The following is a 15,069-nucleotide window of genomic DNA, read 5'->3' on the forward strand; positions in this document are numbered from 1 at the left end:
AGATGGCAGGGAAAGCATGAATCCGATCTTTATTCGCCTGCGGTGCTGAGATTGCGGACAAGCTGGATGCGGTCTTCCTGTGCCAGACTATGCTGTACATGGAAGCAGGAAGGGCAGACGTACAGATTCAGCGCGAAAGGAGGCTTCAGCACGGCTGCGCCGCTAAGCGCTTCCGGCGTTGCCGGGGTGAACCCGTCCACCTGCTGCGTACCGAAGTGAAGCATCAGCTCATGGCATTGCGGACATTCCGGCGCTTCCAGCTGGGCAGCCAGAATTGCGGAGACCTTGTCCTCATAACGCTTCAGATCATAGTCATCGCCGAACTGGCCCAGCGTACCCCATACAGGCACCACGCTATCCTTGTCGTCGTCATCCCACAAATTATCATCGCTAATCTCTTCCTCCCCGGAAGCTTCTTCCGCAACCGGCTCGTCATCCTCAAGATCCTCTGCACCTATCGTTACTGTGCGGTAACCGCTAAGCTCGTTATTGCAATGAGGACAGGTATCCTCGGGTCCAAACTCCTCATCCCATACAATCTCGGTGTGGCACCATGGGCAAACTGTTGTCTCCATCTGTATAATCTCCTTCGCTTACTCACATTCGGTTCAATTCACCGTTAAATATATAATGCCGGCCGCTACAAAAGCCAGGGCTGAAAAAAACAGAATCCGAATCAGCAGCTTCATCTCCCTGCCCCCTAATTCAGAATATGGCCGCGCCGATAACATAGGACAAGGATATGGAGAGCAGCATGGCTGTCAGTCCTACGGCCCGGTTATCCGCAGCAATCTCTTCATCAATTGAAAAGACCGGAGTAAAAAACTCGAACAGGAAGTAAGCCAGAAGCAGCAGCAAAAAGCCTACAAGAGACCATTTCATCGTCTCATAGATCGATGCCCCTGCTTCAATGCTGAAGCGTAAGATGTTGCAGATTCCGAAGATTTTGCCTCCGGTTGCCATAGCTACGGCTACATTCCCCTTGCGAATTTCTTCCCAGCAGTTGTATTTCGTCACCATTTCAAAGAAGGACAGAAAGACGACCAGCCCCAATATGGCGACAGTGAAGTAGCCTAGCAGCGCCCCCAGCGGATGTTCCAGCAAAAGATCAATATTATCCTGCACACTTTTCCCTCTTCCCTGCCGGACTATGGGCGCTACTCCAGTTCAGCTACCGTCACACCCGCGCCGCCTTCATTATAGTTCCCGAGCCGATAGCTTTTGACATGCTTATGCTTGCGGAGATATTCCTGAATTCCTGTCCGCAGGACTCCCGTCCCCTTGCCGTGGATAATGGAGATCTGCCCCAGATTGCCGAGAAAAGCTTCGTCGATGAAGCGGTCGGTCTCCATGATGGCTTCCTCCAGGTTCGCACCGCGCAAATCAAGCTCATTACGGATATTCTCATCGCGTGTACGCTTGACCGTTGTCGCCCTGCGCAGAGCCGGCGGAGGAGCATCCGGTGCGGAGGCCAGGAATTCCAGATCACTCAGATTGACCTTCATCTTCATGATGCCGAACTGAACAACAGCCTCCTTGGTACCGCTCAGCTCAACCACAAGGCCCTTCTGATTCACATTCGCTACCTTAACTTCATCCCCCGGCTGAATCTTGCGCGGCGCCTTGACCGTGCTGCGCGGCACAGCCTTCTTGCGCGGTGCAGGCTCAGCTTCATCCAGCCGGCGGCGGGCTTCAATCAGCTTATGCTCCTTGACGGATGCGCCTTCCTCCAGCGCCAGGCGGCGGAGGCCAACGATAATCTCCTCGGCTTCCTTCCGTGCCTTGGCCAGAAGTTCGCTGGCATCCTTCTCTGCCTTCTCGAGACGCTTGTCGCGTGAGCCCTCCAGCTTCTCCAGCTCCTGCTGCTGCCGCTTGCGGAATTCCTCCGCTTCGCGGCGGATCTCTTCCGCCCGTATGCGTTCGTTCTCTGCGGTAAGCCGGTTCTCCTCAAGGGAGGCAATCATATGCTCAACACGCATATCTTCTTCCTTCACTTCACCGCGCGCATGCTCAAGGATCGCACTTGGCATCCCGAGGCGTTCAGCAATGGCGAACGCATTGCTTCGTCCAGGAACACCGACCAGCAGCCGGTAAGTAGGACTCAGGCTCTGCACATCGAATTCCATGCTGGCATTAATAACGCCTGCCCGTTCATAAGCGTATGCCTTGAGTTCACTATAATGTGTAGTGGCAACCATCCGGGATTCCGTCCGGTGAATATTCTCCAGAATTGCTATCGCCAGTGCGGAGCCTTCGGCCGGATCTGTTCCTGCACCGACCTCATCGAGCAGTATCAGGCTCTTCGGTGTCATCCGCTTGAGAATGGATATAATATTCGTCATATGGCTGGAGAAGGTACTGAGGCTCTGCTCAATGCTCTGCTCATCGCCAATATCGGCGTAGATCGCATCGAAGACACACAGCTGGCTGCCTTCCTCGGCCGGTATGAAGAGACCCGACATCGCCATCAGGCTGAGCAGGCCAATCGTCTTCAGGGTCACGGTCTTCCCGCCCGTATTCGGTCCGGTCACGATGATGGAGCGGTAATCATTACCCAGCTCCACATCCAGCGGCACAACCTGCTCCGCCGGAATGAGCGGATGGCGGCCCTTGCGCAGGCGCAGGTATCCGCGGTCATTCATCCGCGGCTGGGTAGCCTTCAGGTCGCGTGCCAGACGCGCTTTGGCGAAGATGAAGTCCAGCCCGCCGAGAATGTCGATATCATACGCCATCTCCTCGGCAATATCACCGACCAGCGCAGTGAGCCGGTGCAGGATGATCTCGATCTCGCGTTCTTCGCGCAGCCGCGTCTCCCGCAGCTTGTTATTCATCGCCACAATGGATTCCGGCTCAATGAACAGTGTTGCCCCTGAGCCCGACTGGTCGTGCACAATACCGCCGAAGTGGGCCCGGTACTCAGCCTTGACCGGAATGACGAACCGGTCACCACGGATCGTCACAAGCTGATCCTGGAGCATCTTCGAGACCGAAGACGAGCGGATCATCGAATCCAGCTTCTCACGGATACGTGTCTCTCCCCCGCGCAGCTCGCGGCGGAGGGCGGCAAGCTCCGTGCTCGCCGAATCCATTACATCGGCGTTCTCGTCAATACACATGCGGATGGCATCTTCAACAGGCTTCTGCTCCGACAGCAGATCACTCTGTGCAAAGAGGGTAGGAACGCTCTCATCGTCATGCATGGCATGAATGAACCGCTTCACCCTGCGGGCCCCGCCAATCGTGTTACCTACCGCAAGCAGCTCTGCCGTACCCAGCATTCCGCCAATTGATGCACGCTTCAGCGCAGGCCGGATATCGGTCACGCCGCCGAATGAAGGAATTCCCTTCAACCGGTCAACATTTACCGCCTCATCCGTAGCCTGCAGGAGCTTCTTCACCCCTTCGAAATCACCGGAAGGCTTCAGGAGCTCGGCGGTCAGCCGTCCCATCGGCGTCTGCGTATACTGCATCAATTTATTTAAAATCTTGCGATATTCAAGCGTATGCAAAATTTTGTCGTCCAATTACTGTCACAGCTCCCTTCATAGATGGAACCATTATACCTAATTTAGCCCATTTTCGCTATTTGGGTATGATTTCTGGGCATAGAAAACCGGCTTCGGGCCACAATAACAACGCACATATCCTTAAGCGAACGCCAAAGGAGGTTAGTTCATTGAGATTCTTAGGTCATGTAGTACGGTTCATAGTCGCAGCAATCGTGCTGATGGTGGTCGGCTGGATTGTTCCGCAGTTCACGGTCGGGGGATTCTGGAGCGCATTCATGCTTGCTCTGGTGATCGCTCTGCTCGGCTGGGTCGTTGAAGGTATTTTCGGCAAAAAAACAACGCCCTTCGGACGCGGTATCGTCGGCTTCCTGGTCAGCGCCCTGGTCATCTGGATTGCCCAGTTCGTCGTCAGCGGAGTCAGTGTCTCGGTGCTTGGTGCCCTGCTTGCCGCACTGGTCATCGGGATCATCGACCTCTTCCTGCCGGTCTCCACTCCGTTTGAAGCAGGCAAATAACGGCCCAAGGCACGTGCAGAAAGTGAAACCCCCAGTCCCGGTCTATATCGGAATTTGGGGGTTTTCTGTAAGTTTATGCTCTTTAACGGAAGAGACCACAGAGGTCACTACTGCATTTTTCCCGCTGCGCTTGGCCGTATACAGCGAATCGTCTGTCTTGCGGAACAGCAGCTCCTTGCCGTCTCCAAGCTGGTAGTGACACAGTCCGATGCTGACCGTAATGGGTTTGTTCCCGGCATACGGATGGCACATGGCAGCAATGCTGATACGCATTTGCTCGACGGCAGCATAGGCTTCCTGCAAGCTTTTATCCGTAAAAATCACTGCGAATTCTTCCCCGCCATACCTTGCCGCGAAGTCATTCAACCCGATCAGGCTGCCCATCTTGGCCGCCACCTCTTTGAGCACAAGATCGCCCACCCAGTGTCCATATCTGTCATTGACCTGCTTGAAATTATCGATGTCCATTAACGCCAGCTGCAGCCTCAGTCCGTTGCTCTCACACTGCTCCAGCAGCGAATCCAGGTATTCATGGAACGTCTTGTGGTTGTACAGGCCGGTAAGCGCATCTATCTTCAGCAGCTTGTCCGAGATCGCCCGCTCCACCATCAGCTCCTGCTCCGACTTGGTCAGCTGCTCCAGATAATCGCGCGTCTCGCGGCCACGGAGGATCACGGCCTGCGCCGTCAGGGCAAAGACAACATACACACACTCCACCAGCACAAACTCCAGCAGCGGTTTGCCAAGCAGCGGCCGCTCAAGCCCAAAATAGACCCCTGCGTAGAATGCAATACTGAATGCCCCAAGCGAATACAGCAGCCGCTGGTCGAAATAGATGAGGGCCAGCATAATCGGCATCATCAGCGTCATCTGCGCACCGTCTACATAAGGCTCCAGCACAAAATACATCAGATAGGAAACCATGAAGCTGCAGACCACAACCGACTGCTTATGATAACGGAGCGAGCGGCGCAGCCAGACCTCGGCAGAAGCCATAGTCAGGATAATCATCACATTGCAGACTATGAATAGATGCCCGTTGCCGGGACTGAATATCGTCTGCATCTTATCAGAACGGGAGTACAGCATATACAGGAACTGGGGGAGCAGCAGACAGAGTACGATGATCCAGTAGCCATATAGTATTCTCCGGTGCCATCTCTCTACACTTTGCAACGCGTAATCTATAATGATCTGACTCCCCTGCTTCTAGCCGAATAATATGAAGCTTTAATTATATTAAGCTTAATTATAATTAATTTTAAACTCTTTTGCATCATATTTTTGCAAAATTCGACAAAGTTTGCAGCGGCGGTGACGGCGGCGGTTGAAGTCTTATCCATAGATTGATCAAGACAACTTGACCAATTTAGGCTATGCTAAGGTCAAGTGCCCAAGTAGATGAGGAGGATGGATATGATCAGGAAGTCGGCTATTCTGTGTTCTATTATATTTGCGCTTCTGCTAACGGCCTGCGGAGGTAACACGAGCAATTCTGACAGCGCTAACAATGCTGCTGCCGGGAGCAATCTGACGGCGGAGGAAGAACTCGTCATCACGGCGACCAACTATAGCTTTGACCAGCCGGAATACCATTTGAAAAAGGGCGTCCCTGTCAAAATCATTTTCGAAAATGAGAGCGGCAATCACGGCATACTGATCCCGGAGATGAAGCTGCGCCTGGACGCCAAGAATTCCTCTGAGGTGGTCCTTCCCGAGGAAGCCGGAACCTACGAGATGACCTGTGCCATCATGTGTGGCTCCGGCCATAGTGGAATGACTGCCAAGATTATTGTGGAGTAAGCGGCGTCCGGCGGAATCAGAGGGATTTATCCCTTTCATTTGATCCGTCCGCCCGCATTCGGCGGAATCAGAGGGATTTATCCCTTTCATTTGATCCGTCCGCCCGCATTCGGCGGAATCAGAGGGATTTATCCCTTTCATTTGATCCGTCCGCCCGCATTCGGCGGAATCAGAGGGATTTATCCCTTTCATTTGATCCGTCCGCCCGCATTCGGCGGAATCAGAGGGATTTATCCCTTTCATTTGATCCGTCCGCCCGCATTCGGCGGAATCAGAGGGATTTATCCCTTTCATTTGATCCGTCCGTCCACTTTCGGCGGAATCAGAGGGATTTATCCCTTTCATTTGATCCGTCCGTCCACTTTCGGCGGAATCAGAGGGATTTATCCCTTTCATTTCCTTCATTTGCTCAGTTGGTCAACTTTCCAGTGACTCAGGGGCAATTGTGCAGCACTAGTGCAGCTCATTGGCTCGTTTGGCCCTCATCCAAGGAATTCAGGTGCACTAGTACACCTCATTGGCTCGTTTGGCCCTCATCCGAGGAATTCAGGTGCACTTGTGCTCCTCGTTGGGCTTGTTTGGCCCTCATCTGAGGAATTCAGGTGCACTTGTGCTCCTCATTGACTCATTTGGCGCTCATCCGAGGAATTCAGGTGCACTGGTATATTATATTCGGTTTTCCGCATACATCTGGCCTACTCACCCTCGAACGTGAACATTGTGTTCGGTTTTTCGCATACATCCGGCCCACTCACCCTCGAACGTGAACATTGTGTTCGGTTTTTCGCATACATCCGGCCCACTCACCTCCGCACTGGCACATTGTGTTCGGTTTTTCGCAGTCACATACTATAGTTTTCTACTACAACAAATAAACCGGCAAGGACGATGTCCCGGCCGGTTTATTCCTGTTAATTACTCTTACTTCACACCCTTGCTGCGGCCTGAAATGTCCAGCCAGACGGCGATGACCAGGATTGAGCCTTTGACTACATACTGCCAGAACGATTCCAGTCCCATCAGCGACATGCCGTTATCGAGCGAGGTCATAACCAGCGCCCCGATGAGCGCGCCAATGACCGTTCCGGCTCCGCCCATCAGCGAGGTACCGCCGATCACACAGGCGGCAATGGCGTCCATCTCGGCCATATTGCCTGCGGTAATGGTCGCCGAGGCCAGGCGGGAGGTCAGCACGATGGCGGCGATGGAGCCGAGCAGGCCGCTGAGGATGAAGACCAGCATCGTCTTTCGTTTGATGTTGATGCCCGAGAGCCGCGCAGCCTCGATATTGCCACCTATGGCGTAGATATGGCGGCCGAAGGTCGTCTTGGTGGACAGGAAGTAGAAGATGGCCGCCAGCACAATGACGAAGATGATCGGGAACGGAATTCCTTTGTAATTGTTCATCAAGGCTACGAAGACAACCACTAGTAGCGACAGCCCTGCTACCTTGAAGATGTCCATGCCCAGCGGGGCCACGGCGAACCCGTATTTTTTGCGCGAGCGGCGCTTCGTGAATGCGCTCCAGAGCAGCAGGACCACCGCGAGTACGCCCAGAATAATGCCGAAGCCTGAGGCAAAATAGGCATTGCCGAGCAGCGCCAGCACCGGATCGGACACCGGAATGGTCATCGATTCTGTCACGCCCATCAGCACCCCCCGGAACACCATCATCCCGCCCAGGGTGACGATGAAGGCGGGGATCATTTTATAGGCGACCAACCAGCCCTGAAGCAGACCCAGCACCGCACCGGCGGTCACGGTACCGAGAATGACCACAATTGCGGGCAGCTCCAGCCAATTGCTGAGAATCGCCGCCATCCCGCCGGTCAAGCCGACGATGGAGCCGACGGACAGATCGATATGGCCCGCCACGATAACCAGCACCATGCCGATGGCCAGAATAGAAGTCACCGACATCTGCGTGAACAGATTGGACAGGTTCCGCGAGGTCAGGAAGGTCGGATTCAGCACACCGAACAACACCCAGATCAGAATTAATGCGCCAATCATCGTATAGGCACGCATATCCATTTTGCCGAACAGGGTACGCAAGCGCGATCCTCCGGCGGCCGGAACCGCTTCAGGTTCCTTAAGCTCTTTTTGCAGCTGCATCTCTATTTGCCTCCTGTGGCGGCCAGCATAATCTTCTCCTGCGTTGCTTCGCGCCAGTCATATTCCCGTACCAGTTGTCCTTCGCACATCACCAGAATCCGGTCACTCATCCCCAGTACCTCGGGAAGCTCGGAGGAGATCATAATAATGGCTACTCCCTGTTCTACCAGCTTGTTCATCAGGTTATAAATTTCGTACTTTGCCCCGACATCGATGCCCCGGGTGGGTTCGTCCATAATCAGAATCTTGGGACCCGTCATCAGCCATTTGCCGATAACCACCTTTTGCTGATTGCCCCCGGAGAGAGTACCGACGAGTGTCTCCAGCGAAGCTGTCTTCGTCTTCAGATCCTTCACGTATTGCTCGGACCATTTGATCTCCTCATTCTCATTGATCACTCCGAGCCTTGAGACCTTGCCGAGTGTGGCCAGCGTCGTATTGCGCTTGACGTCCATCCCCATCACCAGCCCCTGGCGCTTGCGGTCTTCGGTGACCAGAGCAATCCCGGCCTTGATCGCTCCGGCAACCGAACGGATCTTGACCGCCTTGCCTTCGATCAGCACTGTGCCTTCCCTTCTTCCGCCATACGCGCCGAACAGGCTGCTGACCAGCTCTGTCCGTCCGGCCCCCATCAGCCCGGCAATGCCCAGAATCTCTCCTTGACGGAGCGTGAAGCCAATATCCCGGAGCACCTTCTGCTGACGCTTCTCCGGGTGCCAGACATTGTAGTCTGCGACCTCTAGCACCTTGTCCCCGGGTGAATGCGGGACGCGCGGATAGCGCTCCGTCAGCTCACGGCCGACCATCAGCGACACCACCTGATCGTCGTTCGTCTCCTGGCGGTTCAGGGTTGCCACCGTCTTCCCGTCCCGCAGCACAGTGATGGAATCGGCCAGCGCGAACACCTCGGGCATTTTGTGGGAGATATAGACACAGGTCACTCCTTCGCGCCGCAGCTGATTCAGGATGCCCATCAGGATGGACACCTCGCTCTCCGTCAGCGCCGCTGTCGGTTCATCCAGAATGAGAATCCGGGTATGCTTGGAGAGCGCCTTGGCGATCTCCACGAGCTGCTGCTGGCCGATGCCCAGATTGCCGATCTTCGTATCCGGCGACAGGTTCAGCCCGACCTTCTTCAGCCACTGCGAAGCCTGATGATACAGCTCATTCCACTGAATCGCCCCGCGCTTCACCGGCTCTGCCCCAAGGAAAATATTCTCGCCGACCGTCATCTCCTTCACGAGCGCCAGCTCCTGATGAATAATCGCAATCCCGGCCTGCTCGGCATCAGTAATTTGGTGGAATGCCTTCTTCTCCCCGCCGATACGGATCTCGCCTTCATAGGTCCCCGCAGGATACAGTCCGCTCAGCACCTTCATCAGCGTGGATTTGCCTGCGCCGTTCTCCCCGCATAAAGCGTGAATCTCCCCTTGCTTCACCTTGAAGTTCACATGGTCCAGCGCCTTCACGCCGGGGAAGCTCTTGCTGATCTCTACCATTTCAAGTACATCCATGCCTGCCGTTCCTCCTTCCCGCCCTCAAGCAGCAAGCAGATGCGGGTTCGCCACTGGCGCCGCATCTGCTTGCCGTACAGGCTGCCCTTATTGTTTCGGCCACTGGTCCTTAGGAACGTTCTTGTACACATCCTCCAGCTTGTGGAATCCGTCCTTGATCAGCACATCCAGGTTATCCTTATTGACGGCAATCGGATCAAGCAGCACGGATGGAACATCAATTTTACCGTTGTTAACAGTCTTATCTGTCGAAATAGCCTCGCCCTTGGCAGCCGCCACCGCCATTTCCGCCGCCTTCGTGGCAATCGCGTTGATCGGCTTGTAGACCGTCATCAGCTGCGTGCCTTCGGCGATGCGCTGTACAGCGGCGAGGTCCGCATCCTGGCCGGATACCGGAATTTTGCCCGCCATGCCCTGCGCCGTAAGCGCCTGGATCGAGCCGCCCGCTGTCCCGTCGTTCGCCGCTACCACGCCCTGTACATCGTTATTGTTCGCGGTCAGCGCATTCTCCATGTTCTTCAGAGCTTCCTCGGGCTTCCAGTCCTTGGAGAACTGGTCGTAGACGATTTTGATATCACCCTTTTCTGCCAGCGGCTTCAGAATATTCATCGCGCCTTCCTTGAACATGTGGGCATTGTTATCGGTATCCGCGCCGCCGATGTAGACGATATTGCCCTTGGGAGCCTTGTCGATGACCGCCTGAGCCTGGAATTCACCGACACGCACATTATCGAAGGAGATGTAATAATCCACCTCGGAATTGTTAATCAGCCGGTCATAGGCAATGACCTTGATGCCTTCCTTATGGGCCTTATCCACGATGGGAGCCGTAGCCTCCGCATTATGGGCAATGACCACGAGCACATCCACACCCTGGGAGATCAGCTGCTCCGCCTGACTTAGCTGGGTAGCATCATCCCCGTTCGCGGCCAGTACCTTCACTTCACCGCCAAGCTCCTGTACCTTTGCTGTGAAAATATCCCGGTCCTTCTGCCAGCGCTCCTCCTTCAAGGTATCCATGGACATGCCGATGACAATTTTGTCCCCGTCCTTGGCCGCTCCTGCAGACTCCTTCTTCTCATTGTCACCGCTTGAGACCACACCGCAGCCCGCCATCGATGCAGCCAGCACCATTGCCGCCAGCCCGAGGGAAATGGCTCTTCCGTATTTTCTCACGATTGCTACGCCCCTTTTCGTCAGCCCTATATTTGATTACGCTTACAAAAAAAGTGTAGCATGGAAAAATAGCCCCGGGAGCAGCGATTCCCTGCACTTATTTGCCTTCCACCCGCATTCTTGGTCTTGCCTGCTGTAATGTAATTCTCCGCCCCGGCTTTCATAGGATAATCGGGGGCAACAGCACAAAAAAGTCCTTGCTCACTCAGCAAGGACCGGATTTCTACTGCTGCTGGCGGAATTCGCTTGGCGTCATCCCCGCAGCCTTTTTGAAGACCCTGCTGAAATAATTCGGGTCTTTATAGCCTACTTCATAGCAGATTTCCTTCAAGTTCAGCTGATCCTCAGCGATCAGTCGTTTCGCTTCATTGATCCGCAGCCGAGTGATGTAGTCGATGAAGGTCTCCCCCTCATGCTGCCGGAACAATTTGCTGAAGTAATGCGGGCTCAGGTTCACGTATTCAGCCGTCTGCTCCATGGAGATATCCTCTTTATACTTCTGGCTGATATAGAGAAGCGCCCGCTGATGCACATGGGACCGGTGATGCTCCTGCTCCTCTTCGAGGCCATCGATCAGCCGCTCCAGCCAGGACTCCGCGCTTAACCGCAGAGCGCGCGGATCTTCCGCTGCGTTCAGCGAAGCCAGCAGCTCCGCGCCGGCCGTGGAGTGCACGCCTCTGGCCAGGAACAGCAGCAGGCCGGTTACCTCCCCCCGCACAGCGGACAGCGGCTGCTCCCCTCCCTGCTCGAAGGAGTCATACAGCAGGCTGAAGCGCTGGGCAGCCTCCTGCTTGCTGCGCTGGAGCAAGGCGGTAAGCAGCTTCTTCTCTTCATCCAGTGAGACCGCCGTCTGCCCTGAGCTCTGAATCATATCATCGTAATGATGCACACCGGATGAATGCAGGTGATCCGCACATACCCGGACGGCTTCGCGGTAAGAGCGGCTAAGCCCGTCCCAGCCTTCGCGGATCGAGCCGATACCGATGCCAAGCGGCAGGCCGAAGCGCTCCCCGGCATAGGTGCGGAGCCGCTCCCCCCAGTCCAGCGAGCTGACCCGCTGGGAATATCCGGTCCTCCCCGGCGGCAAGGGAATGAACAGCGCCAGCTGATGCCCGGCCAGCGGTCCGGCGAGGCAGCCTAGTCCTGTTTTGGCAAAGTGCTTGAGCGCCTCATAGATCTCCCTCTTGGACTGCCGGAACGACTCCCAGCCGGTCTCCCCGTGCCGGGGGAAGGACAGGACCATCGCGTAGCCCTTGCTGAAGTGCAGCTCCAGCAGCCCGGCCAGCTGCTCCGGCTCCAGATCCTGCACATGCTCCAGCATCAGTATCAGGGTCAGCTCATTCTCGGCCAGCGGCAGCAGGTGGGCCAGCTTCTCCTGCAGCTCCAGCTGTTCATTCCTGCGCCTCCGCTCCTCCTCAATGACCGCCATCAGCTTCCTCAGCACCTCCGCCACCTCTTCCCGCCGGGCCGGCTTCAGCAGATAGTCGCGCACGCCCAGCAGCAGCCCCTCCTTGGCATACGCGAAGTAGTCATGGGCCGTAATCATCACAATCTGCGCCGCCGGAAGCTTCTCCCGGATCTGCCGCACCGCCTCCAGCCCCTGGATACCAGGCATCTTAATATCCATAAAAATCATATCCGGCCGGTGCTCCTCCGCCAGCTGAATCGCCTTCCGTCCGTTCCCGGCATGCAGGAATTCTAACGTGTCCGGGATCAGATGCCGGATCATCAGCTCCAGCCCCTCCCGCTCCAGCGCTTCATCATCTGCGATCAGCAGCTTGTACATCGTTATCTTTTCCCCCTTCACTTCAGGTGAATGCCTCTAGGCCGAGGTCCGGAAGGGCAGCCGGAACAGCACAGCCGTTCCCTGCCCTTCACTGCTGTTGATCTCGATGAGCTGCTGGCCGTCGAAGAATAAATGCAGTCTTTTAAAAACATTATGTGTCCCAAGCCCGGTAGACTGGCCCTTGCCGCTGGAATGCGGCGCCTCCTGCTGAGTCGAGCCCATCAGCCGGGCTACCGTCTCGCGGCTCATGCCCGCTCCGTTATCGCTGATCACAATCTCCACCTGCCCGCTGCGGTAGCGGATCGATAGCGTAAGTATAGCCCCCTCCTCCATCTGCTCCAGACCGTGAACGAAGGCATTCTCGAAGATCGGTTGCAGCGTCAGACACGGCACCATCCCGTCCATCGCCGCCTCATCAATCTCCATCTCAAAAGCAATCCGGTCCCGGAAGCGGGCCCGCTGAATGTTGATATACTCGTTCACATGCTCGACCTCCTCGCGCAGCGGAACGGCCTGGTCCAGCTTTTGCAGATTATAGCGGAGCAGACGCGAGACAGACACGGTCAGATCGCTGGTTCTCGCCGCCCCTTCCAGATACGCAAGCTTGGCGATAGAATTCAGTGTATTGAACAGGAAATGCGGATTGATCTGACTCTGCAGCATTTTCAGCTCCAGCTCCTTGACCAGCCGGTCCTTCTCTGCACTCTTGATGCTCTCCTTCATCAGCTCCTGGATATTATCGATCATCCCGTTAAAAGCACGGCACAGGATGCTGATCTCATCGTTGTTCACGCTCTCCGGCGCCTTGGTATCCATCCGTCCCTTCGAGATTTGCTTGGCCGTTGCCACCAGGCGGCGGATCGGTCCGGTAATGCTGCTGGACAGCCAGACCGCCATACAGATGCTAAGCAGCGCCGCAGCAATCACCAGCAGGCTGCCCATCCGGTTCAGCTTCGCTGTCGTGGACATAATCTCCGCGTAGATCGGCTTATATTGGTCCAGCTCCAGATCGACCAGCTCCTGGGCCTCCTCGCGGATGAACCGCTGGGTCTGCTCCGCCTCGATATAGGCCCCTGCCAGCGAATTGGCATCCTGGCCGTCAATCTCCGTGATCATCTGGCCCGCCTGCTCCACAAACGTATCAATAAGGTGGCTGTAATTCATCAGCGGAAGGCCGCTGCCCCCGATGGTTGCCATTCCGTCGAGCCTGCTGCGCAGCTCCAGTACTGCACTGAGATGCTTCTCCACCTCCGGGAAGCTCTCTGTATCCACCTGCATAATGAAGCGGTTCAAGGAGCGCATATTCTCGCCGACCTCATAGGATACCTCCTTATACAGCATGATCCGGTTCATCATCAGGTGGTAGCTCTCCTGCACATTCTTCCCGCTCTGAAACAATACGAAGGAGACCGAGCTCATCAGCAGCACCAGCAGCGGAATGCAGATCAGCAGCTTCAGGCGGATACTCATAGGCTCTCTCCCTCCTGCACATTGGTCTTATCCAGCACCTTCACACCGGTATAGTACCGGGGCTGTAACTCAGCACCATTAAAATGCTCATGGAGCAGCCTTACCGCCATATTCCCCATCAGGTAGGGTTGTTGTGCGACAGTCGCTGTGATCGCTCCCCGGCTGATGGCATCCAGCGTCTCCGCCTGGTTATCGAAGCCGATGATGGTCAGCGGCCCGCGCTTCAGGCTCCTCGATGCCTGCAGAACCCCGAGCGCATCCGTTGAACTGGTGCCGACCATCACATCGATCTCCGGATGATACCGCAGCATATCCGCCGCCTGCTGGATGGCTTCCATATGCGAGATATTGGAGCTGCGCACATCGACAATCTCCATGCCGCTGTAGTCCTTTACGATGTTCTTCAGCCCGTCCAGACGCTGAAGCTGGTTCTTGGCCAGCTCGCTGCCGATGATGACGCCTATTTTGCCTTTTCCGCCGGTCGTCTTCACAACCATGCGCCCCAGTGCCTCTCCGGCAGCTACATTGTCAGTCCCCACATAGGCCAGTCTCCGGCTGGCCGGAGCATCCGTGTCAATCGTGATCACAGGAATCCCACGGTTCACGGCCTTATCAATCACCGGCGTGAACTTCTCGTCGTTGAGCCCCTGCACGATGATCGCATCCGCCTGGGCGGCAATCGCTTTTTCCAGCAGACTGATCTGCTCCTCCATGTTATTGCGCACCGGTCCCGTGAATTCGATCTCTATCCCGTACTTTGCTGCAGCCTCCGCCGCCCCCTTCTCGACCATCTCCCAGTACGGGTGGTACCGTTCCTGCTCGATCAGCACAATATGATATCCGGGCTTGTCCTGAACCGGCTGGCCGCTTAATTCCTTAACGATATTTCCCATCCGGGCAGAATGATGTGCGAAGCCTATAAACAAATATGACAGCAGTATAAACAGCACAACAACCCCAGCGCCGCTGACCCATTTCTTATCCATCCCGTTCACCTCACCCAACATCCTACCCCGGGTTGTAACCGGTTGCAATACTTATTATGTCAAAAGCACTTGTGCTCTTCAATGTGACCTGAGAACGCCGAAGTTGCACCTTTTGCAGGATTTCTAACGGATTGCAGCTTGAGAACGCCAAATGTTGCACATTATGCAGGAATGTTACTGGTGGAGCGGGTCATT

12 protein-coding genes are annotated in these 15,069 nt (G+C 55.5%); 2 read left to right on the forward strand and 10 right to left on the reverse strand.

Features of this window, described 5'->3' with window-relative positions; genetic code table 11:
• Positions 1-29: 29 nt before the first annotated feature.
• From NSU18_RS10900 to NSU18_RS10910, 3 genes are all read right to left on the reverse strand, one after another.
• A complete protein-coding gene (locus NSU18_RS10900; RefSeq protein ID WP_341149000.1) occupies positions 30-575 on the reverse strand; it encodes a hypothetical protein in 546 nt (181 codons plus the stop codon).
• Positions 576-705: 130 nt separating this feature from the next.
• Positions 706-1,125, reverse strand: coding sequence for a DUF350 domain-containing protein (locus NSU18_RS10905; protein WP_340755540.1), 420 nt, complete (start codon positions 1,123-1,125; stop codon positions 706-708).
• Positions 1,126-1,157: 32 nt separating this feature from the next.
• On the reverse strand, positions 1,158-3,524 hold the full coding sequence (locus NSU18_RS10910) for an endonuclease MutS2 (RefSeq protein WP_341149001.1): 2,367 nt from the start codon (positions 3,522-3,524) through the stop codon (positions 1,158-1,160).
• A gap of 152 nt (positions 3,525-3,676) precedes the next feature.
• On the opposite strand from NSU18_RS10910, the gene NSU18_RS10915 reads away from it, so the two are divergent.
• Positions 3,677-4,024 carry a phage holin family protein gene (locus tag NSU18_RS10915; protein ID WP_341019817.1) on the forward strand — a complete coding sequence of 116 codons (348 nt, stop codon included), beginning with the start codon at positions 3,677-3,679 and terminating at the stop codon, positions 4,022-4,024.
• Positions 4,025-4,066: 42 nt separating this feature from the next.
• Here NSU18_RS10915 and NSU18_RS10920 read toward each other — a convergent pair whose 3' ends face one another.
• Positions 4,067-5,200 carry a GGDEF domain-containing protein gene (locus NSU18_RS10920; RefSeq protein ID WP_341149002.1) on the reverse strand — a complete coding sequence of 378 codons (1,134 nt, stop codon included), beginning with the start codon at positions 5,198-5,200 and terminating at the stop codon, positions 4,067-4,069.
• A gap of 240 nt (positions 5,201-5,440) precedes the next feature.
• On the opposite strand from NSU18_RS10920, the gene NSU18_RS10925 reads away from it, so the two are divergent.
• Positions 5,441-5,827 (forward strand): cupredoxin domain-containing protein, encoded by a 387-nt coding sequence (locus tag NSU18_RS10925; protein ID WP_341149003.1) that lies wholly within the window; start codon positions 5,441-5,443, stop codon positions 5,825-5,827.
• Positions 5,828-6,748: 921 nt separating this feature from the next.
• Here NSU18_RS10925 and NSU18_RS10930 read toward each other — a convergent pair.
• From NSU18_RS10930 to NSU18_RS10955, 6 genes are all read right to left on the reverse strand, one after another.
• On the reverse strand, positions 6,749-7,942 hold the full coding sequence (locus NSU18_RS10930) for a sugar ABC transporter permease (RefSeq protein ID WP_341019812.1): 1,194 nt from the start codon (positions 7,940-7,942) through the stop codon (positions 6,749-6,751).
• A 2-nt stretch (positions 7,943-7,944) separates the two neighbouring features.
• Positions 7,945-9,456: a xylose ABC transporter ATP-binding protein gene (locus tag NSU18_RS10935; protein WP_341019811.1), complete on the reverse strand. Its 1,512-nt coding sequence runs from the start codon at positions 9,454-9,456 to the stop codon at positions 7,945-7,947.
• A gap of 87 nt (positions 9,457-9,543) precedes the next feature.
• Complete coding sequence (gene xylF, locus NSU18_RS10940) at positions 9,544-10,590, reverse strand: D-xylose ABC transporter substrate-binding protein (protein ID WP_445321854.1); 1,047 nt, start codon at positions 10,588-10,590, stop codon at positions 9,544-9,546.
• 265 nt (positions 10,591-10,855) lie between these two features.
• Complete coding sequence (locus NSU18_RS10945) at positions 10,856-12,418, reverse strand: helix-turn-helix domain-containing protein (protein ID WP_341149004.1); 1,563 nt, start codon at positions 12,416-12,418, stop codon at positions 10,856-10,858.
• A 36-nt stretch (positions 12,419-12,454) separates the two neighbouring features.
• Entirely contained in the window at positions 12,455-13,888 is a 1,434-nt protein-coding gene (locus tag NSU18_RS10950) for a sensor histidine kinase (RefSeq protein WP_341019809.1), read from the reverse strand.
• The gene (locus NSU18_RS10955; protein ID WP_341019808.1) at positions 13,885-14,874 is read right to left on the reverse strand and encodes a sugar-binding protein; all 990 of its coding nucleotides are present in this window, start codon (positions 14,872-14,874) and stop codon (positions 13,885-13,887) included. Before NSU18_RS10955 ends, NSU18_RS10950 begins: the two co-directional genes overlap by 4 nt.
• Positions 14,875-15,069: the final 195 nt, after the last annotated feature.

Origin of the sequence: Paenibacillus sp. FSL H8-0048, assembly GCF_038002825.1 — a bacterium.
GTDB lineage: Bacteria > Bacillota > Bacilli > Paenibacillales > Paenibacillaceae > Paenibacillus_AQ.

Coding starts and splice junctions, on each gene's coding strand:
- NSU18_RS10900 (WP_341149000.1), bottom strand. CDS start 575: ATGGAGACAACAGTTTGCCCATGGTGCCACACCGAGATTGTATGGGAT.
- NSU18_RS10925 (WP_341149003.1), top strand. CDS start 5,441: ATGATCAGGAAGTCGGCTATTCTGTGTTCTATTATATTTGCGCTTCTG.
- NSU18_RS10930 (WP_341019812.1), bottom strand. CDS start 7,942: ATGCAGCTGCAAAAAGAGCTTAAGGAACCTGAAGCGGTTCCGGCCGCC.
- NSU18_RS10935 (WP_341019811.1), bottom strand. CDS start 9,456: ATGGATGTACTTGAAATGGTAGAGATCAGCAAGAGCTTCCCCGGCGTG.
- xylF (WP_445321854.1), bottom strand. CDS start 10,590: ATGGTGCTGGCTGCATCGATGGCGGGCTGCGGTGTGGTCTCAAGCGGT.
- NSU18_RS10945 (WP_341149004.1), bottom strand. CDS start 12,418: ATGTACAAGCTGCTGATCGCAGATGATGAAGCGCTGGAGCGGGAGGGG.
- NSU18_RS10950 (WP_341019809.1), bottom strand. CDS start 13,888: ATGAGTATCCGCCTGAAGCTGCTGATCTGCATTCCGCTGCTGGTGCTG.
- NSU18_RS10955 (WP_341019808.1), bottom strand. CDS start 14,874: ATGGATAAGAAATGGGTCAGCGGCGCTGGGGTTGTTGTGCTGTTTATA.